Genomic DNA, 22,509 nt, shown 5'->3' with positions numbered 1-22,509 from the left:
CGCAGCCATGGGCGTGCCGTGCGTGCCCCGGGGGAGCCGGTCTCCCGGGCGCGTCGCTGCGCGTGCCCGTCCGCGACCCGATGGAGCGGTCCTGATGGCCGCGGGCGGGCGGCCCCATGGATGAGCGCGACGCCTATGGACAGGAACAGCACGATCACCGGCGTTTTGTCGCGCGGGTGGTGCTGTCCCTGGTGCTGCTGGCGGGGGTGCTGGGCCTGATCGGCTGGCACACCGCCAGTCTGCAGGTGGGTGCGCACGAGCACTACACCACGCTTTCCGAGAACAACCGGCTGCGCATCGAGCCCATCGCCCCCAGCCGGGGCGTGATCCGGGATCGCAACGGCGTGCTGCTGGCCGGCAACCGGGCTTCCTATCAGCTCGAGGTCACGGTGGAACAGGCCGACGACCTTGACCGGCTGCTGGAGCGGCTCGAGGAGTTCGTGGAGCTCTCCGATGCCGACCTCGAGCGGTTCCGCCGCGGGGTGGAGCAGCGGCGCCCGTTTCAGCCGGTGTTGCTGAAGGCGGGGCTGGACGACGAGACCGTCGCACATCTGGCCGTTTCCCGGCATGAGCTCCCCGGGGTCGAGATCGAAGCGCGTCCGATGCGCTATTACCCGGCCGGCGAGGCGTTCACGCATGTGGTGGGCTACGTGGGCCGGATCACGCGCGAGGACCTGCAGCGCGTGGACCGGCGTGCCTATGCCGGTGTGTCCCACATTGGCAAGACCGGGATCGAGCAGCATTACGAGGAGCTGCTGCACGGCCGCCCGGGCCACCGTCAGGTGGAGGTGAACGCCCAGGGCCGGGCGATCCGCGAGCTGGAGGTCAGCCCGCCGACGGCCGGGACCGACATCCATCTGACCCTGGACTACAACCTGCAGCTGGCGGCCCGCCGCGCACTGGGGGACCAGCGCGGGGCGATCGTGGCCATCGAGCCCGCCAGCGGAGACGTCCTGGCCATGGTCAGTGCCCCGGGATTCGATGCCGAGCCGTTCGTGAAGGGGCAGTCGCAGGAAGAGTTCTCGGCACTGCGCGACCATCCGGGGCGGCCGCTGTTCAACCGGGTGCTGCATGGCCAGTATCCGCCGGGGTCCACCATCAAGCCGATCGTGGCCCTGGCCGGCCTGCACGAGGAGGCGACCACCGCCGACCGCGAGATGTTCGCCCGCGGCTACTACCAGATCCCCGGGCACGAACGCCGCTATCGTGACTGGCGCCGGGAGGGCCATGGCCTGGTCGACATGTCGCGCGCGATTGCGGTGTCGTCGGACGTGTATTTCTATGACCTCGCCCACGACATGGGGATCGACCGGATCACGCCGATGCTGGAAGCCTTCGGTATCGGCGAACCCACCGGCATCGATCTCAGCGGCGAACGCACCGGCATCCGGCCGGGACGCGACTGGAAACGTGCCACCCACGGCACCGTCTGGTATCCCGGCGAGACCCTGATCACGGCCATCGGTCAGGGGTACATGCTCAGTACCCCGCTGCAGATGGCCGATTTCACCACCACGCTGGCGAATCGGGGCGAGCGCGTGCGCCCGCGCCTGCTGCGGGCGATGGGGGATGGCCGGGAACGGGAAATCGGCGAGACCCTGCTGCCCGATTACCGCCAGCCGGTGGCGCTGGACGAAGCCCACTGGGACGTGATCCACGAATCCCTCGTCGAGGCGGTGCACGAACCGCATGGCACCGCCTGGGGCAGTATCGGGAGCACCCGTCCGGAGTACACCATCGCCGGCAAGACCGGGACCTCGCAGGTCTTCAGCCTGGGCGAGGACGAGGAGTACGACGAGGACGAGCTGGCCCGCCATCTCTGGGATCACGCCCTGTTCACCGGCTATGCCCCGGCGGATGACCCGCAGATCGCGGTTGCGGTGCTGGTGGAGCACGGCGGCAGTGGTGGCCGCGTAGCGGCGCCCAAGGCGCGCGAGGTCATGGATGCCTGGCTGCTGGGCGGTGGCGGCATGAGATTGCCCGTCGAGGAGGCCGGGGAATGATCAGCGTGACCGGACGTGAGCTCTCCGCCGGGCAGTGGGCCCTGCGCAGCCTGCGGATGGATGGCACGCTGCTGATCCTGCTGTCGCTGCTGCTGATGCTCGGTCTGGTGGTGCTGTTCAGCGCGACCGGCGAGAGTCTGGTCGCGCTGGAGAACCAGGTGTTGCGGATCGGTTTCGGGGTCGCGGCGATGCTGGTGATCGCGCAGATCCCGGTGCGCGTACTGCGGGTCATGGCCCCCTGGCTGTTTGTCACCGGCCTGGTGCTGCTGGTCGCGGTGCTGTTCTTCGGCGAGATCGGCAAGGGGGCCCGGCGCTGGCTGGACACCGGGCTGGTGCGTTTCCAGCCTTCGGAGATCATGAAACTGGCCGTGCCGATGATGACCGCGTGGTACCTGTCGCTGCGCCAGGGTGCGCCGCGGGCGCGCGATCTGGCCGTTGTGCTGCCGATCATCCTGGTGCCGGTGTGGCTGATCATGGAACAGCCCGATCTGGGCACCGCGATGCTGGTGGGCGTGGCCGGGTTGCTGGTGGTCTTCCTCGCCGGGCTGTCCTGGCGCTGGTTCACCGGGCTCGGGGCCCTGGTGGCCGCGGCGGCGCCGGTGCTCTGGCTGCAGATGCATGACTACCAGCGCCAGCGCGTGCTGACGCTGTTCAATCCCGAGTCCGATCCCCTGGGGACCGGTTATCACATCATCCAGTCGCAGATCGCCATCGGCTCGGGCGGGTTCTACGGCAAGGGCTGGCTCAACGGGACCCAGTCGCAGCTGGACTTTCTGCCGGAACGGTCGACCGATTTCATCTTCGCGGTGTATGCCGAGGAATTCGGCTTCATGGGGGTGGTGCTGCTGCTGGCGCTGTATTTCGCCATCGTCGCGCGCGGGCTGTGGCTGGCATCCCTGGCGCAGGACCGCTTCGCCCGTCTGCTGGGTGGCAGCATCAGCCTGACCTTTGCGGTGTACATGGTGGTCAACATCGGCATGGTGACCGGGCTGCTGCCGGTGGTGGGGGTTCCGTTGCCTCTTGTGAGCTATGGCGGAACTTCGCTGGTGACGCTCATGGTGGCCTTCGGTATTCTCATGAGCATTGCCTCCGAAAAACGCCTGGTGAATCGATGAACCCCGTAAATCCGTGTCGCTTCGCGACGACTGTTGCCGTCTCCTGCCTGTTTCTGGCCGCCACCGCCACGGCGTCCAACTCCGAATACCGGGCGGGCGAGACGCCCTATCTCGAACGCGAGGAGGTGCAGGAATTCATCGACGAACGGGCGGAGGCGGGATTCGATCGCGAATGGCTGGAAGAACTGTTCGAGGAGGCGCAGCCGCGCCAGGACATCATCGACAGCATCTCCAGCCCCGCCGAGGCCCTGCCATGGAAGGACTATCGACCGATCTTCGTGAATGATCGCCGGGTCCGCCGCGGGCGCGAGTTCATGGAAGAGCAGGCCGAGTGGCTGAAACGCGCCGAGGAACGCTTCGGTGTCGAGCCGGAAATGATCACCGCGATCATCGGCATAGAGACCGATTACGGACGCAACACCGGCAGCACCCGCGTGCTGGATGCGCTGGTGACCCTCGGGTTCGACTACCCGCCACGGGCGGCATTCTTCCGCAGCGAGCTGGGCCATCTGCTGGAGCTGGCGGAGGAGGAGGATCTGGAGATCCTTGATCTGCATGGCTCCTACGCCGGAGCGATGGGTTACGGCCAGTTCATCTCCTCCAGCTACCGTCATTACGCGGTGGATTTCGATGACTCCGGGCGGCGCGATCTGCTGAATTCCTGGCCCGACGCGATCGGCAGCGTGGCGAACTACTTCGCCGAGCATGACTGGCGCTGGGGGCAGCCGGTGGTGGCCCGCGCCGAGGTCGACGACCATCCGGAAGAACTGGTCGAGCAGGGCTATACCGCGCGCTTCGACCTGGACGAGCTGGCCGAGCACGGCGTGCGTCCGGCCGAAGGCGAAACCGTTGACCCGGACGGTGATTATTCGCTGGTGTATCTGGAGGCCGACGAGGGCGATGTCTATTATCTGGGGTATCCGAATTTCTACGTGATCACGCGATACAACCGGAGTCCGCTGTATGCGATGGCCGCCCATGAGCTGGCGCAGGCGCTGTACGACTGACGGGCGTGCGATCGGCGGGGCCGCCCTGCCGGTTGCGCTGCTGGCCGGTATGATCCTTGCCGGTTGCTCGGGTACGCCCGAGCGCGACCGCCCGCTGGGGGACGCCGCCCATGACAGCTATCCCGATCCCGACGAAGTACCGCGGGATCTGGCACTCCTGCCGGATGCCGAACCCACCGACGAGCCGCCCAGTCGTTACGGCAATCCGGCCGAGTACGAGGTGTTCGGTCAGCGCTACGTGACGCTGTCTTCTTCCGAAGGTTTCGAGGAGGAGGGGATGGCGTCATGGTACGGAACGAAGTTTCACGGCCGCCGGACCTCCAGTGGCGAGCCCTATGACATGTACGCCATGACCGCGGCGCACAAGAAGCTGCCGCTGCCCAGCTTCGTCGAGGTGACCCATCTGGAGAACGGGAAGCAGGTGGTGGTCCGGGTGAACGACCGCGGCCCGTTCGTGGATGACCGCATCATCGATCTGTCCTATGCCGCGGCCCATCGTCTGGGCATGACCGACGCGGGCGTGGCGCCGGTGCGTATCCGCGCGGTCGGCCCCGGGGACGTGAACGGCGAGGTGCGTACGGCCGAACGCGATCGCAAGGGTGCCGACACCCTCGCGGAGCCGGAGCCGCTGGCGGCGGACGCGAACGACCCGGACGCAACGCGGGAGATGGCCGGGACGGTCGACGGCGACGGGGCGTATAACGGTGACCCGGTGTCCGGACAGGGGGGCAGCCAGGAGCCCGCGCGCTATATCCAGGTGGGCGCCTTCGGTGAACGGATGACGGCCGAGCGCCTGCGCGAAAGCCTGCAGGCGGACGGATTCCGGGTGGCCGAACTTGGTCGCGTGGAGACCGCCGGCGGCGAGGAGCTGCACCGCGTGCGGGTGGGCCCGCTGCACGGCGAGGACACCGTGCGCGACACGGCCCGGCGGCTGGAGGCGGTGGCGCCCGGGGATTTCCGTATCGTGACCGATTGAGAACCCGGACGGCGTGCCGGTCTGGTATCTTTGGCAACCTTCGGTGTCCGGCCGCCGTGTGCGCCCGCAAGCCCCCGGTCCTCATCCATGGAGACTCCTTCGGTTCATGAAGTCATTACTTCGCAATTCCCTGATCACCGTCAGTTTTCTGCTGTTCCTGCCCGTGGCGGCCAGCGCCGTGGAACTGGAACTGCCACGCGCCGGAACCGGGCCTTCGGCCCCCGGCAGCATCCCTTCGCCGCCATCGGACATCACCGCGGCCAGCTATGTGCTGAAGGACTTCGAATCGGGTGTGGCCCTGGCGGAGCGCGATCCGTCCGCGCGGCGCGAGCCGGCGAGCCTGACCAAGCTGATGACGGCCTACGTGGTGTTCGGCGAGATCCGGGACGGCCGACTGTCCCTGGAGGAAGAAGTCACCATCAGCGAGCGGGCCTGGCGTACCGGGATGGAGGGCGCTTCGCGGATGTTCATCGAGGTCGGCGAGGAAGTCCGGGTCGAGGATCTGCTGCGCGGCATGATCATCCAGTCCGGTAACGACGCCTCCACCGCGCTGGCCGAGCGCGTGGCCGGCTCGCAGGGTGCCTTCGTGGACATGATGAACAACCAGGCCCGGCGCCTGGGCATGCAGGATTCCTACTTTGCCAACCCCCATGGGTTGCCGGAAGAGGAGTCGCAGTACACCACGGCGGCCGACATGGCAACCCTGGCGCGGGCCCTGATCCGGGAATTCCCGGATCTGTACAACCTGTATTCCGAGCGCTCGTTCGAATACGCCGGCATCGAACAGAACAACCGCAACCTCCTGCTTTGGCGCGATGCCGGTTTCGACGGCCTGAAGACCGGCTGGACCTCGGCGGCGGGCTACAACCTGGTGTCGTCCGCCGAACGCAACGATCGTCGCCTGGTGGCGGTGGTGATGGGCATCGACGCCCCCGACCATTCGACCGGAGGCACGCGCCGCGCGAACGAATCCCAGGCACTGGTGAACTGGGGCATGCGCTTTACCGAAACCCGGCGCTTGTTCGGTGCCGGCGAGGCCCTGGGCATGCCGCGGGTCTACAAGGGGAGCGAACAGGAGGCACCGGTCGGCCTGGCGGAGGATTTCTGGGTGGTGATTCCGCCCGGCGAGGGGGATGACCTGTCGGCTTCCATGGAGATCGACCATCCGCTGGAAGCGCCGCTGCGCGAAGGGGCCCGGGTCGGGCGTGTGGTTGCGACCCTCGACGGCGAAGCCGTCCACGAACAGCCCCTGGTCGTGTTGCAGGAGATCGAGACCGGCGGGTTCATCCGCCGTGGCTGGGACAGCGCGGCGTTGTGGGTGCAGTCGGTGTGGCCGTTCTGAGGCGGACATGAGCATTGCCCTGTTCAATGGCGAATTCCTGCCGCTGGAGGAAGTCCGGATCTCCCCGCTGGATCGCGGCTTCCTGTTCGGCGATTCGGTGTATGAGGTCATCCCCAGTTACGCGGGCCGGTTCTTCCTGCTGGACGCGCATCTGGACCGTCTCGCGCGGTCGCTGGCGGCCATTCGTCTGCCGAACCCCTTCGGCCGCGAACAATGGGAACGTCATCTGGGCGATCTGCTCCGCCACAACGGCGCGGAACCGGCGGACGGGTCGACGCCGCCGGATCTGGGACTCTATCTGCAGGTGACCCGCGGGGTGGCCCCGCGGGATCACGCCTTCCCCGACGTCTCCGAACCCACGGTACTGGGGATGGTCAGCCCCATCCGTCCGCTGGGCCCGGCGGTGCGCGAGGCGGGCGTGAGCGCGGTGACCCGCACCGACGAGCGCTGGGGTCGCTGCGACATCAAGGCCACTACGCTCCTGGCCAACGTGCTCGCGCGTCAGGAGGCCGTGGAATCCGACGCGGTGGAGGCGCTGCTGTTGCGCAATGGTCGGCTGACCGAGGGGGCCGCCAGCAACGCGTTCGTGGTGCGCGACGGGACGCTGGTGACACCGCCACTGGACAGCGGGATGCTGGCAGGGGTGACCCGCGATTTCGTGCTCGGGCTCGCCCGGGGCGAGGGCGTGCCCGTGGAGGAGCGGGGCGTGACTGCCGCGGAACTGCGGGCGGCCGACGAGGTCTGGCTCAGCAGTTCCACCCGTGAATTGCTGCCGGTGACCCGTATCGACGGTGAACTGGTGGGCACCGGTCGGCCGGGTCCCCTGTGGGCGCGGCTGCACGCCGCCTACCAGGCCGCCAAGCCCGGTGCCGCGCACCGACAGTCGGAGGCCTTGAACCATGAGTGACGAAGAAGAACGCGAGACCCTGATCGAATTCCCCTGCCGCTTCCCGATCAAGATCATGGGGGACTCTCACCCCGAATTGATGGAAGCGGTGGAATCCTGCGTGAACGACCACGTGGACGAGCCCGGGGATGCGGTGATCCAGCAGCGAGCATCCAGTGGCGGGCGCTTTGTCGGGATCACGGTGACCATCACCGCCACCAGTCAGCTGCAGCTGGACAATCTCTACCGGGCCCTGGGGCAGTGCAACCGGGTACGGATGATCCTCTGAATACGCTGCGGGTTCATCGTCTGGGCGAACAGCCCTACCTGCCGGTATGGCGGGCGATGCGCCTGCATGCGGCGGAGCGCGGGCCGCACACGCCCGATCAGCTGTGGTGCGTGCAGCACCCGCCGGTCTATACCCAGGGGCGCAACGGCCGTGCCGAACACCTGCTCGATCCCGGCGTGGTGCCGGTGATCGCGATCGATCGCGGCGGCCAGGTGACCTGGCACGGGCCGGGGCAGCTGGTGGTGTATACCCTGCTGGACCTGCGACGCCGCGGGCTGGGGGTGCGGGCGCTGGTGGAGCGCCTGGAACAGGCAGTGATCGATGCCCTGGGAGAATGGGGCATCGTCGCGGGCCGCCGCGAGGGCGCGCCCGGGGTCTACACGGGCGATAAGAAGATCGCCGCACTGGGCCTGCGCGTGCGTCAAGGGGTCAGTATCCACGGGCTGGCGCTCAACGTGGATCCGGCTCTGTCGGCCTTTGGCCGTATTCATCCCTGTGGTTATGCCGGACTGGCGACGACCTCGGTGGCTGCGGAGGGGGGACCCGCGAACCCCGAGCGGGTGCGGCGCGTGCTCCTGCGGGCGCTGGCCGTGCAGCTGGCCACCGGGGGGCAGGAAACGCCGTCGGCCTGCGAGGAGGTGCCGACGCTGCCCCCGGAACTGCTGCGCTGCCTGGCGCGGCCGCTGGCTCCGGTGGCCTGAACGCCGCCGGGTGGGCGGCGATTCAGCGGGGTGTTCAGACGGCTTCGGTTTCTTCGGTAACGCCCTGCGCCTGCAGGTCCGCGTGGTAGGAGGAACGCACCATCGGTCCGCTCGCGACCTGCCGGAAGCCCATCTCGCGGGCGCGTTCGCCCAGCTCGTCGAACTCCTCCGGCGTGAGGAAGCGGGTGACCGGCAGGTGGTGGCGCGAGGGCTGCAGGTACTGCCCGAGGGTCAGCATGTCGCAGCCATGGTCGCGCAGGTCCTGCAGGACCTGCAGCAGTTCCTCGCGTTCCTCGCCCAGACCCAGCATCAGCCCGGACTTGGTGGGGACGCCCGGATGCTGCTCCCGGAAACGCCGAAGCAGGTCCAGCGACCACTGATAATCGGCGCCCGGACGCGCCTCGCGGTACAGCCGCGGCACGGTCTCGAGGTTGTGGTTGAAGACGTCCGGCGGGGCCTGGCGCATGATCTCCAGCGCCCGGTCCATGCGCCCGCGGAAGTCGGGCACCAGGACCTCGATCTTCGTGTTCGGGGTGCGTTCGCGGATCTCGCGGATGCAGTCGACGAAATGCCCGGCGCCGCCGTCGCGCAGGTCGTCGCGGTCCACCGAGGTGATGACGACGTATTTGAGGCCGAGGGCCTCGATGGTCTCGGCCAGGTGCCGGGGTTCCTCGGGGTCCAGGGGCTCGGGACGGCCGTGGGCCACGTCGCAGAACGGGCAGCGCCGGGTGCAGACCTCGCCCATGATCATGAACGTGGCCGTGCCGTGGTTGAAGCACTCGCCGAGGTTGGGGCAGCTGGCCTCTTCGCACACGGTGACCAGCTTCTGCTCGCGCAGGATGCCCTTGATGCGCTGGACTTCGGGGCGCGCCTGGCTCTGCGCGCGGATCCACGAGGGCTTGCGCTGCGGTTTCGTGGTCGGATTGATCTTCACCGGGATGCGCGAGACCTTGTCGGCGGCGCGCTGTTTCTCCCCGGGTTGCGGACGGTTCGTTGCGGTCATGGTTCGGTTCCTGCCGGTTGACGCCTCAGGCGAGTTCCTGCATGAGGGCTTCGATCTTCGGCCGTGCCTTCTCCACCGCGGCCAGTTCACCGTTTTCGTCCAGCGTGAAGCCGAGCCGCCGGATGGCCTGGAGGTTTTCCAGCGGGATGGCCCGGGCGCGCTCCACCTCGGAGGCGTCGCGCAGACAGGCATTGCGCGCGATGCGCACGATGTCGGTCAGGGGCGCGGCATCGGGCTGTTCCGGCCCGCCGGAGTCACGGATGGCTACGATGATATCGGAGGCGAGCCCCCATTGCTGGGCAACCAGTTCGCCGGTCATGGATTCCAGGCGATGAATGACGTGTTCCACCTCGACGGCATCCGGCCGCTCTTCGCGCGAGGCGATCTCGCCGAGGATCGGGAGGGCGCCGACCCGGTGCAGCAGGCCGGCGAGCAGCGCACGGTGACGATCGGCTGCACCGGATTCATCCGCCAGTACGAAGGCGATGGCGGAGATGCGCGTGGACTGACGCCACAGTTGCTCCATCAAGGTTCGGTACGGGCTCTGCCGGTCGATGAACACCTGCTGGGCGGCCAGTGCGAGCACCAGCTGGCGCGTGCGTTCGAGGCCCAGACGCGCGATCGCATCGCCGAGGCGCGTGATCTCGCGCCGTGAACCCATGGCCGGGCTGTTCGCGACCGAAAGCAGGCGGGCCGCGGTGCTGGGGTCGCGTTCGACGATCTCGGTGACCCGGCGGAACTCGATATCGGGGTCGTCGATGGCTTCCTGCAGGTGCAGGGCCACGTCCGGAAGCTGCGGCAGGGCCAGTTCGCCGGTCTGGGCCTTGTGGAAAAGGGTGGCCAGCAGTTCGCCTTCCTGCGCCGTGAGGTCGACTTCACCGACCTCCATGGCGTCGCCGACGCAATTGAGCTGGGTTTCGTAGACGTTGCGGTCGAAGCGGACCAGCGTGCTGGGGCGGGCGGCGACGGCGTGGGTACGGTAGTCGTGGGGGGCGAACAGGGGCTCCAGCGCGGCCGGTTCGTCATCCTCCACGGTGTGCGCCTTGTCGCCATGCGCCAGGACCATGCGGCCCTTCAGCAGGAACAGCAGGTGGCGGTATTCCTCGCGCGCATACACCTTCTGCCCGGGCTTGAGCTCGACCATCCGGGCATGGCGGATCAGTTCGCGGCGGCCGCTTTCGCCGAGGTCGGCGAACGGCTTCAGCCGCGGGACGACGGGGTCGAGGGTCAGGGCTTCATGCATTGAACAGCAGCTTCAGTTCGTTCAGGTCGTCGTTGCGTTCCTCGAGGAACGGGATGGGGTCGCCCGGCGCGGGCGGGTCGATGCCCAGCACCTCGAACGCCGCGACCTCGCGGGCATCCGGGTGGGGCTTGCCGCTGTAATGCAGGGCGGCCCATTCGGCCACGATGCCGACGCTGGCGTAGTCCGGCTGCTCGGCGCGGTAGGACCAGTCGTACGCGTGTTCGGCCACCGCCACCAGGTCCTCGCCCAGGTCCCAGTAGTTGATGACCAGGACCCCGGCGAGGTTGCGCAGGCGCTCGATCAGCATTCCGAGACGCTCGGCGCCGGGGTTCTCCTCGCGCATCTCGGCGAACTGGATGATGGGCACCGCGCCGATCCCGGCCACCAGTCCGCCCAGCAGGGCCCGCTCCCGGTCGAGCAGGCGCAGCGAGTCGGCGATCAGATAGGCGAACGCGGAGTTCAGCACGCCTTCGCTCCACACCTCGGCCATGGCCTCGCGGGTGGCCGCGTGCTTCGCCTTGAAGGTCTGGCGCAGGGCCATGTTCATCGCCAGCATGCGGGTGTTGCGAAAGCCCAGACGAGTGACCGCTTCACGCACCGACTGGATCTGCTGGGCGCCGCGGAACAGTGGACTGTTGGTGGCGTGCAGCAGGGCGCCGGCAATGGTCCCGTCACGCTGGATGACCTCGGTGAGGTCGTCCATGCTGGCTTCGGGATCGTTGGTCAGTTCCTGGATGCGCAGCGCGACCTCCGGCATGGTCGGCAGCTCCAGGCGATTGCTGGTGATCAGATCGTAGAGTTCGCTGAAAAACGCGCCCTCGGTGTCGTCCAGCTCGGTGTCGCTGACCACCACGGAAGATGAATACGCCCTTTCCAGGGCGGCCTTGGGCAGCGCGAGGATGCGGCAGGGCTGTTCGGTGAGGACGAAGTCCTGATGCCCGGGGCTGCCCTCGAACAGTTCGACCGGGACGTCGCCATCCTCGCCATCGAGGCGGATGCGCTCGGGGGTACCGCCGACCACGCGCACCAGCTGGCCGCTCAGCAGGAACAGGTGGTGTTCGCTGGCCGCATCGGGTCGCAGGCGCTTGCCGGCGGCTTCATCGAGGATTTCGCACTGGGCTGCGACTTCGTCACGGGCGCTTTGCGACAGTCCGGAGGCCGGGTCCAGTTGCTCGAGCAGCGGGCTGATCGTCGGGGTGTCCATGGGCAGGCCTGAAATCCGTGCGGTTTCCGAACAAATCCGGAGTGTACCATCGTTTTTTACGTCTGCCGTGAGATGAGCGTTAGTCGCGGGTCAGGTGCCGCGCGCTCGTCCGGTCAGGCGGCCACCGGCGTCGATCAGGCCGTGCTGCTGCAGGAACCGGCGCGCATCGTCCGCGTCCTCGCGGAACCAGGCCGCGGTGCTCCCGAGACGGAAGCTGTAACCCCAGGCGTCCATGTCGCGCATCAGCCGCTCGCGGCCGACACCGGGCAGGGCGTCGGCCAGCAGGATCTGCAGATAGCACACACCGCATTCCTCGAGGTCGTCGCCGCCGGCGTTGGTGTCGAGGGTGGCGCGGCGCGCAGGGTCCATGCACAGGGTATGTCCGGCCTCGTGCAGGGCCGAATGGACCGGCGTGTCCGGGCGGACGTGCACCTGCAGGCCGACGATGCCGGCTTCCGGTTCGCCCCACCAGGAGCCGGGCAGCGCGGCCCCCGCCGGATGCAGGATCAGCTCCAGGCCGTAGCCCTCGAGCAGGGCGGCGAGTGCCCCGGCCTGCTGCGGGTCGCCGCAATACAGGATCTCGTCTTCGGACGCGGTGTTCATGTGTCGGCGTCGTGGTCGTGGTCCAGCCCGCGCTGGTGGCGTGCGGCCCGTCGCGGGCACTCTTCGGGGTGGTCGCGGCACCAGCGGTCGACCCGCTCGGTCAGGTCATCCTGAAAGCACAGCAGGTAGAAGCGCGCCTGTTCCCGGTTGACGATCTCCGGACGCCCGAGGGCATCGACCACGCCGGTGCGCAGCGCGGCGATGATCGCGTTCGCGGCCTTTTTCTGGGGCCAGGAGGTGATCTCCCGCCAGGCCTGCGGTTCGAAGTACAGGCGCAGCAGGTCGGGCCGGGTGGTCAGCAGCATGCGCGTGACATTGCGCAGCGTGGTTTCCGCCTCGGCCCAGTCTTCCACCAGGCCGCCCTCCAGCAGGCGCTGGATCTCCTCGCGACCCTTGGGTGACAGCATCACGGCGACGGTGGCCGTTCAGCCTTCCGCCTCGGCTTCCTCCGGCGTCAGGGCAACGATCGACAGGGCGTGCAGTTCGCCGCTGTCGATCTGCTCGCGCACGGTGGCGTAGACGGTCTGGTGTTTCTTCACGCGGGACATGCCCTCGAACTGCGGGCTGATGACGCGCGCCTCGAACTTGCCTTCACCCCCGGTCACTTCGACCGACCGGGCATCGGGCAGGCCCGCGCGGATGAGTTCGGCGACCTGACTGGCTTCCATGGGGATTCTCCTGATTGAATGCACTGTCGGCACGGGATTCGGGTCCGCGATGATAGCGGTCGCCCGCGGACGACAGAAGAGCCCCCGCATGCGGGGGGAGACCGGGGACCCGGAGCGGTGGAACTTGTGCCCGCCCGCAGGGCTCCACCGGACATGAAAACGTTGCGTGGCGCCGGCCGGCGGGAAAAGCCAGCACTCGGGGTGTCGGTGGTTGGTCACGCGCTCATGATACGGGCTAGTATTTCAGCAAGTCCTAATACACGTCGGAGGACACGACATGATCTTCAAGCAGCTGTTCGAACCTGAATCCTCGACCTACACCTATCTCCTGTCCTGCCCGGATACTGGCAAGACGGCCCTGATCGACCCGGTCCTGGAGACCGTGGATCGCGATCTGGAGGTCCTGCAGCACATGGGCCTGAGCCTGGACTATGCGGTGGAGACCCATATCCACGCGGACCACATCACCGGCGGCAAGATGCTGCGCGAGAAGACCGGCTGCCAGCTGGCCGGACCGGCGCTGGACGAGCTGCCCTGCCGCGATATCGGCATCCGCGAAGGCGAGCCCTTCCGCGTGGGCAACCTGGTCGTGAATCCGCTGTTCACTCCGGGGCACACCGATACCCACCATGCGTATCTGCTGGATCACGTGGGGCTGAAGATGCTGTTCTCCGGGGATGCGCTGCTGATCGAGGCCTGCGGCCGTACCGACTTCCAGTCGGGGGATCCGCATACCCTGTATCAGTCGATCCACGACAAGTTCTTCACCCTGCCGGACGAGACCCTGGTCTACCCCGGGCACGACTACGAGGAACGCCAGATCACGACCATTGGGCAGGAAAAGATGCGCAACCCGCGTCTGGGCAAGGACAAGCCCGAGGAAGAGTTCGTGAAGATCATGAACGAGATGGATCTGCCCTATCCGAAGAAGATCGACTGGGCGCTGCCCGGCAACGAGGGCTGCGGCATCTGCCCGGACAACATGCCGGAGGACAAGAAGCATCTGTGCGATCCGGACGCCCAGGGCTGAGCCCCTGAGCCACGGCAGACGGCGTCCGCGGTGATGATCCGCGGGCGCCGCCGCCGGCCGGAGCCGTTTTCCGACCCGGCCGTGGGGGCTGCGCGCTCCGACGGCCGGGTTTTTTCTTTCGGTGGCAGCGGCGCGACAGTGCTACACTGTGCGTTTTCGCTGTGACCTTCGCGATCGCCGCATCGCGACGCAAAAGGGAAGACCCCATGCAAGAGATCGAGACCCTGGAAGGGAAGTTTACCGACGCCGGCGGGCGCCGCTTCGGCCTGCTGCTGGCGCGCTTCAACAGCCTGGTGGTGGAACGTCTGCTGGAAGGCGCGGTGGACACCCTGCGCCGGCATGGCGTGGCCGATGACAATATGACCATCGCCCGGGTCCCCGGGGCCTTCGAACTGCCACTGGCGGCCCGCACCATGGCGGGCTCCGGTCGTTACGACGCCATCATCGCCCTCGGCTGCGTGATCCGCGGGTCCACGCCGCATTTCGACTATGTGGCGGGCGAGGCCGCCAAGGGGCTGGCCCAAGTGCAGATGGAGGCCGACCTGCCGATCAGCTTCGGCGTGCTGACCACCGATTCCATCGAACAGGCCATCGAACGCGCCGGGACCAAGGCGGGCAACAAGGGGGCGGATGCCGCCATGGGGGCCATCGAGATGGTCAGCCTGATGCCGCGCCTGCGTACCGGTGCCTGAGCGGGATGCCGTGAACGCCGTGACTGAATCCAGCAACTCCGGTTCTCCCGACCGCCCCCCGCGCGAACAGACCCGCGCCGACAAGGGCGGGCGCAAGCAGCGACCGCGCAGCACGCCCAAGCAGCGCGCGCGGCACGCGCGCTCGGTCGCGCGCCGCCGCGCGATGCAGGCGCTCTACTCCTGGCAGCTGACCGGGGACGATCCGAAGAACATCCTGCTCGCGTTCCGCGAGGAGGACGAACACGCCAAGGCGGATCCGGAATACTTCCGCGAGATCCTGATGGGCGTGACCCGGGCGCAGCAGGAACTGGACGCGCGCATGCAGCCCTGGCTGGGGCGCGAGCTCGACCAGCTCGACCCGGTGGAACACGCACTGCTGTGGATCGGCCAGTGGGAACTGGCCGAGCGCATCGAGCTGCCCTATCGGGTGGTGATCAACGAGGCGGTGGAGCTGGCCAAGCGCTTCGGCGCCGAGCAGTCCCACCGCTACGTCAACGGCGTGCTGGACCGCCTGGCCGCCGAGCTGCGCAGCGCCGAGATCCGTCGCTGAGGCGGATACTCCACCATCCGGTGCGCGGCGCATGGCGTCCCCGTCCCTGTCCGAATTCGATCTGATCCGGCGCTATTTCCGGCCGGCCGGCCCCTCCGGGGATCCGGTCGCGGACGCGCGCGTGGTCCTCGGGGTGGGGGACGACGCCGCATTGCTGCGCCCGGAGCCCGGCCATGAGCTGGTCGTCAGTACCGACACCGTGGTGGAGGGCCGGCATTTCTTTCCCGATCATCCCCCGGCGAGCCTGGGGCACAAGGCCCTGGCCGCCAGTCTCAGCGACCTGGCGGCGATGGGTGCGGAGCCGCTGGGCGTGCTCCTGTCGCTGGCGGTTCCGCAGGCCGAAGATGCGTGGCTGAGGCCCTTCAGCGAGGGATTCCTGCAGCTGGCGCGGGAAACGCGCGCTCCGCTGGTGGGGGGGGACACCGTGCGCGGGCCATGTTCCGCGGGGGTCACCGTGCTCGGCCAGGTGCCCGCGGGATGCGCGCTGCGTCGCGACGGGGCGCGCTCCGGGGACCGGCTGGTGGTGACCGGCGAGCTGGGGGGCGCCGCGGCCGGGCTGGAGGCCGAGACCCGACGCCGCGAGCAGGGGGCGGGGCCGCCGGACGCCAGCGCCCCGGTCTGTCGGCGACTCTTCTGGCCGCAGCCCCGGCTGGCGGCGGGGCTGGCCCTGCGCGGACATGCGCACGCGGCCATCGATCTGTCGGACGGACTGCTCGCGGACCTGGGGCATGTCTGCGCCGCCTCCGGCTGCGGGGCCCGCGTCGACTGGCCGGCGGTGCCGCTGGATCCGGCACTCGCCGGGGCGGATCCGGCGCTGGCGCGGGAATGCGCCCTGGGCGGGGGCGATGACTACGAACTGCTGCTGGCGGTGCCTCAGGAGGTGGAGCTGGCACCGCTGGCGGAGGCCGCCGGCGTCGCGCTCCACGTGGTCGGGGAGTTCACCACCGGCGACGCCATCCGCGTGGTGGATGCCACCGGCGCCCCTCTGGACGCGGGGCGTTCGGGGCACGATCATTTCGCGGACTGACTGAACAACGAGACGAGGGCCGGACTGCATGGTTCCAGGGATGACGAAAACGACGATGCCGTCGGCACGCACCGTGTTCGGCGACCCCATCCATCTGCTGGCCTTCGGCTTCGGCTCCGGGCTGTCGCGCTGGGCCCCCGGCACTACGGGTTCGCTGGCCGCCCTGGTGCTGTATTTCGCGATCATGAACTTGCCCGAGTGGGCCTATCTGGCGATCACCGTGATCGTGACCATGGCCGGGTTCCACATCTGCGGGGAGAGCGCACGGCGCCTGGGCGTGCACGACCATTCCGGGATCGTCTGGGACGAGTGGGCGGGGATGCTGGTGACCCTGGCCTTCATCCCGCCCGGGATCACCCTGGCGGGTGACACCGCCGGGCTGGTCTGGGTCGCGCTGGGTTTCTTCCTGTTCCGCCTGTTCGACATCCTCAAGCCCTGGCCGGCGCGCTATTTCGACGAGAAATGGCACGACGGCACCGGCATCGTGATGGACGACGTGGTGGCCGGGCTGTATGCGGGTGTCGCCCTGATGCTGATCGTGCTGGCGGCGCAGCAGACCGGGCTGGCGGTGGGAACGCCGCCGGCCTGATTCAGCGGGCGGCGCGGCTTACAGCGTCACCGTGACGCCTTCGCGGGCGAGCTGGATGGCCGGTTCGTCCGCGGGGTCCGGCGGCGGGTTGCGTTCCAGGGCTTCGGCGAAAATGCGTTCGAGTTCGTCGTCGTCGCGCGTCGGCTCGTGGTGGGTCAGCCACACCTGCCGGACCCCGGCCTCGCGTGCGGCCCGGATGCTGGTGTCGTAGGTGCCGTGGCCCCAGCCCGTGCGGCGTCGATACTCCTCGGGCGTGTAGGCGGTGTCGATGATCAGGGCATCGGCGCCGCGGAAGAAATCGATGATCGCCGCCCGGCGCTCCTGCACCATCGCTTCGTATTCCGCATGGCCGTCCTCGCCCGGGGGATGGATGTTGTACGGCCATTCGTGGTCGCCGGTGAACACCAGCGTTCGCCCTCCGGACTCCAGACGATAGGCGAAGTTGAGCACCGGATGGCCCATGATCATGGGCGTGACGGTCACGCTGCCCACCTGCGTGGCCTGACCTTCGTGCAGGGTGACGTACTCCATGCTGGCCGCCAGTTCGTTGTCGCGCACCGGGAAGAACGCGTAGTCCATCTGCCGCGCGAGGACCTCGTGGATGTCGCGCTGGTTGACCGGGTCCGCTGCTCCGTGGATCCGGATGCGGTTGCCCGCGACGAAGATCGGGATGAAGAAGGGCAGCCCCTGGATGTGGTCCCAGTGGGTGTGGGTGATGAAGATGCTGGCCTCCAGCGGCATGTCCGCCTGCAGCTGCCGGGCCAGCTGGAAGATGCCGGTACCGGCGTCGAGGATGATCAGCTCGTCGTCGGCGCCGCGCACCTCGATGCAGGTGGTGTTGCCGCCGTAGCGCACGGTCTGCGGGCCGGGAACGGGGATCGAACCGCGCACGCCCCAGAAGGTGAATTTCATCGACCGTCCTCCTCGCTCTGCATGAACAGACGGGTGGCTTCCAGCTCCGCGCCCGGGTCGTCCAGGGCTTCCGTCAATTCCGCAAGATCGGCGCCGAAACGCTCGCGAATCGGTCGCGGGAGGGGTTCGATCACCGGATTGCCGGAATCGCCAAAGTCCAGGTGACGCACGATCTGGTTGGCCGCGAACACCGTGTCGCGCAGCAGGCTCCAGTCGCCGTCGCGATCCGGCGCGTGATGGTAGCGGATCGCTCCGGCCAGCGTGGCGGGCAGGCCCCAGTGTTCGATCAGCAGACCGCCCAGTTCGGCATGATCCACCTCCAGACGCCGGGCCTCTTCCCGATGCAGCGGTACGGGACCGGCGGCCGCGGCCGCGAGGACCGGAGCGTAATCCTCGCCGGCGTGTCGGATCAGCACGATCTTGCCGAAATCATGCAGCAGGCCGGCGACAAAATGGTCGGTGTTCTCGCTCTCCGGCACCCCCAGGCGCCGCGCCAGCAGGCGCGCGATGGTGGCCACGCCCAGCGAGTGCTCGAGAAAGCGGCCGGTGTCCATGCCGGCATCGTTGCGCGCTGGCAGCATGCCCACCGCCGCGATGCTGAGCGCCAGATTGCGCAGGGTGTTGAACCCGGCGATCACCAGGGCCTGGCGCACCGAGCTGACCGGGCGCGCCAGGCCGAACCATGGCGAATTGACCAGTTTGAGGATCCGCACGGTGATCACCGGGTCGCGTTCCAGGGCCGCCACCAGCTCGCGTGGCTCGCTGTCCGGGTCGCCGGTCAGATCGAGGATGCGCTGCACCGACGCCGGAAATCCCGGCATCCGGTCGATCAGGGCCGCGTAGCGGTTGAGGCGTTCATCCCCGGCCATGGGCTGTTCTCCTGCGCCTGCCTGTAGACTGTGTCCCGGTCACTTGCTGTCGCGGCTCCAGCTGCCATCCCAGTCGGGGGCCGGTGGCTCGCGCCGCAGGTGCTCGATGCGGTCGAGGTACAGCCGGTAGAGTCCGACCCCGGGGTACGCCCCGGCCAGCCGCCGGAAGGCTGTCTCCGCCGCATCCAGATCCGCTGACCGGAATGCGTCCAGGGCCTGCGCCAGCGAATCCAGTTCGGCCTGCAGCTCGGGCGTGTGCTCCGAGGACCGGCAGATCGGCTCGAACACCCGTACCGGCCGGTCGCGTCCCTTGACCCGCACAAGGTCCAGCTCGCGCCAGACGAAGCGTTCGCCGGTCAGTTCCCGGGTGCGCTCGCCGACCACGATCCCGACTCCATAATACTTGCTGCTGCCCTCCAGGCGTGAGGCGAGGTTCACGGCATCGCCCAGGACGGTGTAGGCGCGGCGGTACTCCGAACCCATGTCACCCACGTTGACTACGCCGCTGTTGATGCCGACTCCGACATGGATGGCCGGAAGTCCCTGCGCGACGAAGGCCTCGCGCAGGCGCGCGGTCTCCGCCTGCATTGCCAGGGCCGCCTCCACCGCGTGGGTGGCGTGCTCGCGATCGTCCACGGGTGCGCCCCAGAACGCCATCACCATGTCGCCCACGTACTTGTCGATGGTACCCCGGTGTTCGAAGATCACCCGGGTCATGGGGGTGAAATAACGGTTCAGCAGCCGCTTGAGCTGGTCGGCTTCCAGCGATTCCGACAGACCGGTGAAGCCGCGGATGTCGGAAAACAGGATACTCAGCTCGCGCGAGCGGCCCTCGAAATCGAAGGCCTCGGGATGCTCGCTCATCTGCTCCACCAGCGCGGGCGGCACGTACTGCCCGAACATCGCCTTCAGCCGGTGCCGGGTGCGCGCCTCGAACAGAAAGCCCCAGCCGAGATTGAACACCGCGATCAGTACCACCGCCAGCAACGGGGACGCCAGGTCCAGCACCAGGCCATGCGCCGACCACAGCCACGCGGTGAACGCGAGCAGCACACCGCCGGCGGCGAGGGACGCCGCAAGCTGGCGCAGCGGCGCCAGACGGGGCAGGACCAGGGCCAGCAGTCCGCCGGCCACCAGCAGCATGGTCAGGTTGGCGCCCGGGGCCCAGGCCGGTTCGGTGAGGAAGGCCTCGTCCAGCATCGCCGCGATCAGGTTGGCGTGGATCTCCACTCCGGGGAACACCGCATCCATCGGGGTCGCGCGCAGGTCGAACAGCCCCGGCGCCGTGGTCCCCACCAGCACGATCGCCCCGGGCGGGATGTGTTTTGCCGGATCGTCTTCCAGTACCTGCCAGGCCGATACATACGGAAAGCTCCCGGCGGGGCCGCGATACGGCACCAGCATGCGGCCCCGGCCGTCGACCGGTACCGTCAGATGGTCGTCGAGGTGCAGCGCCTCCAGATGCTCGCGCCGGTCGATGGTCTCGGTGGTGAGGCGGGCCTCTTCCAGGAACAGGAACTGGCGCACCGTCTCCGTGGCCAGCGAGCCGTACAGCTCTTCGTCGATGCGTGCCAGCAGCGGGGCGCGGCGCAGGGTGCCGTCGGCGTCGGGGATCAGGCTGAAGAACCCGGCCGTCGCGGCCGTTTCGCGCAGCACCGGCAGCGGCGCGCTGTAGCCACTGGCCGGAGGCAGGGCCAGCGTCTCCACCGCAAGTGGTTCTGCCAGCGGCAACGGCTCGGGGAGGGCACCCGAACGCGAGCGCTCCCGCGCGTGGAAGACATAGCCCAGGACCACCTCGCGGTCCTCCAGGACCCGCGCGAGCCGGTGGTCACCATTGAGTTCCGGCGCCAGCCGGTCCAGCCGGGCCTGCAGCGCGGCGTCCTCCGGCAGGTGTTCACGGACGGCCTCGACCGGATTGCGCTCGGCCTCGGCGAACAGGATATCGAGTGCGATGACCCCGGCCCCCGCCGCGTCGAGGCGTTCGACCAGCTCGGCAATGCGCCGGCGCGGCCAGGGCCACTGGCCCTCGCGTTCCAGCGAGGCCTCGTCGATGTCGACGATCACGATCGGGACCTCCGCCTCGGTGGCCTCGCGGGCGGGCGGATGCGCCTGCATGCGCAGGTCATAGACCAGCCGTTCGACCCGGTCCAGCGCCGGGGTCAACCCCGGGATCCCGGTCACCTGCGGCAGGGCCAGCAGCGCGACCAGGAGGCCCCCGAGGGCCGTCGCGAACCGGCGGGAGCGGGCGGGGCTCACTAGTCCTGTTCGAAGGCGATTACGCCGGTGTTCAAAAAGAGTGTCCCGTCCTGACGGAGCTCGAAACCGGCGATGGCGCCCTCCGCGTCGGAGCCGACGAAGCGGCCCCCCAGGCTGCCCTGGACGTTGGTACCAAACTCGAGCGGAATCCCGTCGCCGTGGAACTCCGCGATGTCGACCGGACCCCCGACCGTTTGCAGCAGTTCGCCACCCCCGAACTCCAGGGTGGCGTCAATCGTCGCGGCGCCGAAATCCACGTCCAGGAACCCCGCATCGATCACGAAGGAGGGACCGGTCTGCTCGATGCCCACATCCGAATAGGTTGCGGTGCCGGTGCCGGGCAGGTCGGATTGTGCGTGGATGATCTCGGTGGCCGTAATCCATGCGAAGCTGGCGGGACCCAGATTGTAGGGGGCATCGTTGAGTTGCTGTACGTCGGTATCCGACCATCGGCCCCAGGAAATCGATGCATCGCCGATCTCCGTGGTCCCGGTAGTACCGGTGCCGCCACTGTCGACCTCGAAGCTCTCGATGGTCGTATCCGGGTCGAGGAATGCCTCGCCCTGATCGGACTCCAGCCATTCCCGGTCATCGCCCAGGGTCACCGGCGAATCCAGGAAACTGCCGGCGTAGAAATCAGTGCCGATCTGGCCAACCAGGAAACCCTGAGCGTCGCTGTCTTCCTCCGGGACGGCGAAGAGTCCCGCGTCGGTGAAGATGTCGCGGTCGTGTTCCAGCAGGGCGGTCTCGCCGAAGCCGTCGTCCGCGGTGCGCGCCACCGGGCGGCCGGCTTCGCCCCAGCGGTCTTCCGACGGGCCCGGGGCCGCGCCCGGGTCCGTGGTGGCGGTCGGTTCGGGGTCGTCGGCCATGGCCCGGTCCACGTCGCCCTCGAAGGCATCGAAGAAGAAATCCGGGAGTTCGTCGCCTTGCAGGGCCTGCGGGGCCGAATCCGGGTCGCGGATGTAGGCGGCATCGCGCGCGGTGCCCGCGGTGATCTCGACGCGCCCGTGCGGGTTCTCCACGTACAGCGCCCCGCGGCGAACACGCACGTACAGGTCGTCACCGCGGGTGAAGGCGTCGAAGGACGTTCCGCGGATGCCGATGGTGCCGGCGCGGGTCTCGACCCGGTAGCCATCCCCGGCGACCGCGCCGGTGATGGTGCGCAGGCCGCCCTGCAGCAGGCGTTTGATGCTGCGGTCCGCGGCGTCGGGACCGGCTTCGGGGGCGTGTTCCTGGGTATCGATGTAGAGTTCGCTGGATTCGCTCAGGGACAGGATCTCCCCGTCGATCATGCGCAGCTGGGCACGCTCGCCCTCCGGTGTCTGCACGGTGTCGTGCACGTAGACTTCGGACCGCCGCGCCAGGTCGCGCGGGTCCTGGTCGCGGTACTCGGCGGTCACGCCGGTGGTGGCCACCAGCACGCGCCCGGCGTCCTCGCGTTCGGCTGCGCCGGCCACCGGCGGGCCGGCCAGGAGGAGGATGGCGGCCAGCATGGCCGGGATGGCCTGCGCGAACGGAATACGGAATCGGGACGGGTTCATGCT

At 68.4% G+C, this 22,509-nt stretch carries 23 protein-coding genes; 13 read left to right on the top strand and 10 right to left on the bottom strand.

Features of this window, described 5'->3' with window-relative positions:
- The first annotated feature begins 116 nt into the window (after window positions 1-116).
- The 8 genes from mrdA to lipB all read left to right on the top strand — a co-directional run bounded on the left by mrdA (window position 117) and on the right by lipB (window position 8,319).
- A complete protein-coding gene (gene mrdA, locus F790_RS0101120; protein ID WP_019590628.1) occupies window positions 117-2,003 on the top strand; it encodes a penicillin-binding protein 2 in 1,887 nt (628 codons plus the stop codon).
- Window positions 2,000-3,118 carry a rod shape-determining protein RodA gene (gene rodA / locus F790_RS0101115; RefSeq protein WP_019590627.1) on the top strand — a complete coding sequence of 373 codons (1,119 nt, stop codon included), beginning with the start codon at window positions 2,000-2,002 and terminating at the stop codon, window positions 3,116-3,118. The genes mrdA and rodA overlap by 4 nt, the downstream gene beginning before the upstream one ends.
- Window positions 3,115-4,125 (top strand): lytic murein transglycosylase B, encoded by a 1,011-nt coding sequence (mltB, locus tag F790_RS0101110; protein ID WP_018870897.1) that lies wholly within the window; start codon window positions 3,115-3,117, stop codon window positions 4,123-4,125. The genes rodA and mltB overlap by 4 nt, the downstream gene beginning before the upstream one ends.
- The gene (locus F790_RS0101105; protein ID WP_019590626.1) at window positions 4,097-5,101 is read left to right on the top strand and encodes a septal ring lytic transglycosylase RlpA family protein; all 1,005 of its coding nucleotides are present in this window, start codon (window positions 4,097-4,099) and stop codon (window positions 5,099-5,101) included. Before mltB ends, F790_RS0101105 begins: the two co-directional genes overlap by 29 nt.
- 106 nt (window positions 5,102-5,207) lie before the next feature.
- Window positions 5,208-6,443, top strand: a complete 1,236-nt coding sequence (locus F790_RS0101100; protein WP_019570710.1) for a D-alanyl-D-alanine carboxypeptidase family protein — start codon at window positions 5,208-5,210, stop codon at window positions 6,441-6,443.
- A gap of 7 nt (window positions 6,444-6,450) precedes the next feature.
- Window positions 6,451-7,350 carry a D-amino acid aminotransferase gene (locus tag F790_RS0101095; RefSeq protein ID WP_019590625.1) on the top strand — a complete coding sequence of 300 codons (900 nt, stop codon included), beginning with the start codon at window positions 6,451-6,453 and terminating at the stop codon, window positions 7,348-7,350.
- Entirely contained in the window at window positions 7,343-7,618 is a 276-nt protein-coding gene (locus tag F790_RS0101090; RefSeq protein WP_018870901.1) for a YbeD family protein, read from the top strand. The genes F790_RS0101095 and F790_RS0101090 overlap by 8 nt, the downstream gene beginning before the upstream one ends.
- Window positions 7,615-8,319, top strand: a complete 705-nt coding sequence (gene lipB, locus F790_RS0101085; RefSeq protein ID WP_198004652.1) for a lipoyl(octanoyl) transferase LipB — start codon at window positions 7,615-7,617, stop codon at window positions 8,317-8,319. The genes F790_RS0101090 and lipB overlap by 4 nt, the downstream gene beginning before the upstream one ends.
- A gap of 34 nt (window positions 8,320-8,353) precedes the next feature.
- Here the strand turns inward: lipB and lipA are convergent, their stop codons facing one another.
- From lipA to F790_RS0101055, 6 genes are all read right to left on the bottom strand, one after another.
- Complete coding sequence (gene lipA, locus F790_RS0101080; protein WP_018946243.1) at window positions 8,354-9,322, bottom strand: lipoyl synthase; 969 nt, start codon at window positions 9,320-9,322, stop codon at window positions 8,354-8,356.
- Between the two features lie 25 nt (window positions 9,323-9,347).
- Window positions 9,348-10,565, bottom strand: coding sequence for an HDOD domain-containing protein (locus tag F790_RS0101075; protein WP_019590623.1), 1,218 nt, complete (start codon window positions 10,563-10,565; stop codon window positions 9,348-9,350).
- Entirely contained in the window at window positions 10,558-11,769 is a 1,212-nt protein-coding gene (locus F790_RS0101070) for an HDOD domain-containing protein (protein WP_019590622.1), read from the bottom strand. Before F790_RS0101070 ends, F790_RS0101075 begins: the two co-directional genes overlap by 8 nt.
- 90 nt (window positions 11,770-11,859) lie before the next feature.
- Window positions 11,860-12,372 (bottom strand): hypothetical protein, encoded by a 513-nt coding sequence (locus F790_RS0101065; RefSeq protein WP_019021098.1) that lies wholly within the window; start codon window positions 12,370-12,372, stop codon window positions 11,860-11,862.
- Window positions 12,369-12,779 carry a hypothetical protein gene (locus F790_RS0101060; protein ID WP_019590621.1) on the bottom strand — a complete coding sequence of 137 codons (411 nt, stop codon included), beginning with the start codon at window positions 12,777-12,779 and terminating at the stop codon, window positions 12,369-12,371. Before F790_RS0101060 ends, F790_RS0101065 begins: the two co-directional genes overlap by 4 nt.
- 18 nt (window positions 12,780-12,797) lie before the next feature.
- Complete coding sequence (locus F790_RS0101055; protein ID WP_018870908.1) at window positions 12,798-13,040, bottom strand: BolA family protein; 243 nt, start codon at window positions 13,038-13,040, stop codon at window positions 12,798-12,800.
- A 277-nt stretch (window positions 13,041-13,317) separates the two neighbouring features.
- Here F790_RS0101055 and F790_RS0101050 point away from each other — a divergent pair, with 277 nt between their 5' ends.
- The 5 genes from F790_RS0101050 (at window position 13,318) to F790_RS0101030 (ending at window position 16,928) form a co-directional block, all read left to right on the top strand.
- Window positions 13,318-14,070 carry an MBL fold metallo-hydrolase gene (locus F790_RS0101050; RefSeq protein ID WP_019590620.1) on the top strand — a complete coding sequence of 251 codons (753 nt, stop codon included), beginning with the start codon at window positions 13,318-13,320 and terminating at the stop codon, window positions 14,068-14,070.
- A 206-nt stretch (window positions 14,071-14,276) separates the two neighbouring features.
- On the top strand, window positions 14,277-14,762 hold the full coding sequence (gene ribE / locus F790_RS0101045; protein ID WP_019021095.1) for a 6,7-dimethyl-8-ribityllumazine synthase: 486 nt from the start codon (window positions 14,277-14,279) through the stop codon (window positions 14,760-14,762).
- Between the two features lie 10 nt (window positions 14,763-14,772).
- Window positions 14,773-15,312 (top strand): transcription antitermination factor NusB, encoded by a 540-nt coding sequence (gene nusB / locus F790_RS0101040; protein WP_019590619.1) that lies wholly within the window; start codon window positions 14,773-14,775, stop codon window positions 15,310-15,312.
- Between the two features lie 31 nt (window positions 15,313-15,343).
- Entirely contained in the window at window positions 15,344-16,339 is a 996-nt protein-coding gene (gene thiL, locus F790_RS0101035) for a thiamine-phosphate kinase (RefSeq protein WP_019590618.1), read from the top strand.
- A gap of 55 nt (window positions 16,340-16,394) precedes the next feature.
- Window positions 16,395-16,928 carry a phosphatidylglycerophosphatase A gene (locus F790_RS0101030; protein WP_019590617.1) on the top strand — a complete coding sequence of 178 codons (534 nt, stop codon included), beginning with the start codon at window positions 16,395-16,397 and terminating at the stop codon, window positions 16,926-16,928.
- Between the two features lie 18 nt (window positions 16,929-16,946).
- Here F790_RS0101030 and F790_RS0101025 read toward each other — a convergent pair whose 3' ends face one another.
- Genes F790_RS0101025 through F790_RS0101010 form a run of 4 tightly spaced genes read right to left on the bottom strand, consistent with a single transcriptional unit; the run spans window position 16,947 to window position 22,506 of the window.
- A complete protein-coding gene (locus tag F790_RS0101025; RefSeq protein WP_019590616.1) occupies window positions 16,947-17,840 on the bottom strand; it encodes an MBL fold metallo-hydrolase in 894 nt (297 codons plus the stop codon).
- Window positions 17,837-18,709 carry an HDOD domain-containing protein gene (locus tag F790_RS0101020; RefSeq protein ID WP_019021091.1) on the bottom strand — a complete coding sequence of 291 codons (873 nt, stop codon included), beginning with the start codon at window positions 18,707-18,709 and terminating at the stop codon, window positions 17,837-17,839. Before F790_RS0101020 ends, F790_RS0101025 begins: the two co-directional genes overlap by 4 nt.
- A gap of 39 nt (window positions 18,710-18,748) precedes the next feature.
- Entirely contained in the window at window positions 18,749-20,965 is a 2,217-nt protein-coding gene (locus F790_RS0101015) for a CHASE2 domain-containing protein (RefSeq protein WP_019590615.1), read from the bottom strand.
- A complete protein-coding gene (locus F790_RS0101010; protein ID WP_198004650.1) occupies window positions 20,965-22,506 on the bottom strand; it encodes a FecR family protein in 1,542 nt (513 codons plus the stop codon). Before F790_RS0101010 ends, F790_RS0101015 begins: the two co-directional genes overlap by 1 nt.
- Window positions 22,507-22,509: the final 3 nt, after the last annotated feature.

The organism is Thioalkalivibrio sp. ALE20, assembly GCF_000381405.1.
In the GTDB taxonomy this organism is placed as follows: Bacteria; Pseudomonadota; Gammaproteobacteria; order Ectothiorhodospirales; family Ectothiorhodospiraceae; genus Thioalkalivibrio.
This window is presented reverse-complemented; position numbering and strand designations above follow the sequence as displayed.

What these genes read in the sequence shown, in the direction of transcription:
- F790_RS0101105 (WP_019590626.1), top strand. Translation starts at nt 4,097, where the DNA reads ATGAGCTGGCGCAGGCGCTGTACGACTGACGGGCGTGCGATCGGCGGG.
- lipA (WP_018946243.1), bottom strand. Translation starts at nt 9,322, where the DNA reads ATGACCGCAACGAACCGTCCGCAACCCGGGGAGAAACAGCGCGCCGCC.
- F790_RS0101090 (WP_018870901.1), top strand. Translation starts at nt 7,343, where the DNA reads ATGAGTGACGAAGAAGAACGCGAGACCCTGATCGAATTCCCCTGCCGC.
- F790_RS0101020 (WP_019021091.1), bottom strand. Translation starts at nt 18,709, where the DNA reads ATGGCCGGGGATGAACGCCTCAACCGCTACGCGGCCCTGATCGACCGG.
- F790_RS0101060 (WP_019590621.1), bottom strand. Translation starts at nt 12,779, where the DNA reads ATGCTGTCACCCAAGGGTCGCGAGGAGATCCAGCGCCTGCTGGAGGGC.
- F790_RS0101030 (WP_019590617.1), top strand. Translation starts at nt 16,395, where the DNA reads ATGCCGTCGGCACGCACCGTGTTCGGCGACCCCATCCATCTGCTGGCC.
- thiL (WP_019590618.1), top strand. Translation starts at nt 15,344, where the DNA reads ATGGCGTCCCCGTCCCTGTCCGAATTCGATCTGATCCGGCGCTATTTC.
- ribE (WP_019021095.1), top strand. Translation starts at nt 14,277, where the DNA reads ATGCAAGAGATCGAGACCCTGGAAGGGAAGTTTACCGACGCCGGCGGG.
- F790_RS0101065 (WP_019021098.1), bottom strand. Translation starts at nt 12,372, where the DNA reads ATGAACACCGCGTCCGAAGACGAGATCCTGTATTGCGGCGACCCGCAG.
- F790_RS0101010 (WP_198004650.1), bottom strand. Translation starts at nt 22,506, where the DNA reads ATGAACCCGTCCCGATTCCGTATTCCGTTCGCGCAGGCCATCCCGGCC.
- F790_RS0101075 (WP_019590623.1), bottom strand. Translation starts at nt 10,565, where the DNA reads ATGCATGAAGCCCTGACCCTCGACCCCGTCGTCCCGCGGCTGAAGCCG.
- F790_RS0101050 (WP_019590620.1), top strand. Translation starts at nt 13,318, where the DNA reads ATGATCTTCAAGCAGCTGTTCGAACCTGAATCCTCGACCTACACCTAT.
- F790_RS0101100 (WP_019570710.1), top strand. Translation starts at nt 5,208, where the DNA reads ATGAAGTCATTACTTCGCAATTCCCTGATCACCGTCAGTTTTCTGCTG.
- F790_RS0101070 (WP_019590622.1), bottom strand. Translation starts at nt 11,769, where the DNA reads ATGGACACCCCGACGATCAGCCCGCTGCTCGAGCAACTGGACCCGGCC.
- rodA (WP_019590627.1), top strand. Translation starts at nt 2,000, where the DNA reads ATGATCAGCGTGACCGGACGTGAGCTCTCCGCCGGGCAGTGGGCCCTG.
- mltB (WP_018870897.1), top strand. Translation starts at nt 3,115, where the DNA reads ATGAACCCCGTAAATCCGTGTCGCTTCGCGACGACTGTTGCCGTCTCC.
- F790_RS0101055 (WP_018870908.1), bottom strand. Translation starts at nt 13,040, where the DNA reads ATGGAAGCCAGTCAGGTCGCCGAACTCATCCGCGCGGGCCTGCCCGAT.
- F790_RS0101095 (WP_019590625.1), top strand. Translation starts at nt 6,451, where the DNA reads ATGAGCATTGCCCTGTTCAATGGCGAATTCCTGCCGCTGGAGGAAGTC.
- mrdA (WP_019590628.1), top strand. Translation starts at nt 117, where the DNA reads ATGGATGAGCGCGACGCCTATGGACAGGAACAGCACGATCACCGGCGT.
- F790_RS0101025 (WP_019590616.1), bottom strand. Translation starts at nt 17,840, where the DNA reads ATGAAATTCACCTTCTGGGGCGTGCGCGGTTCGATCCCCGTTCCCGGC.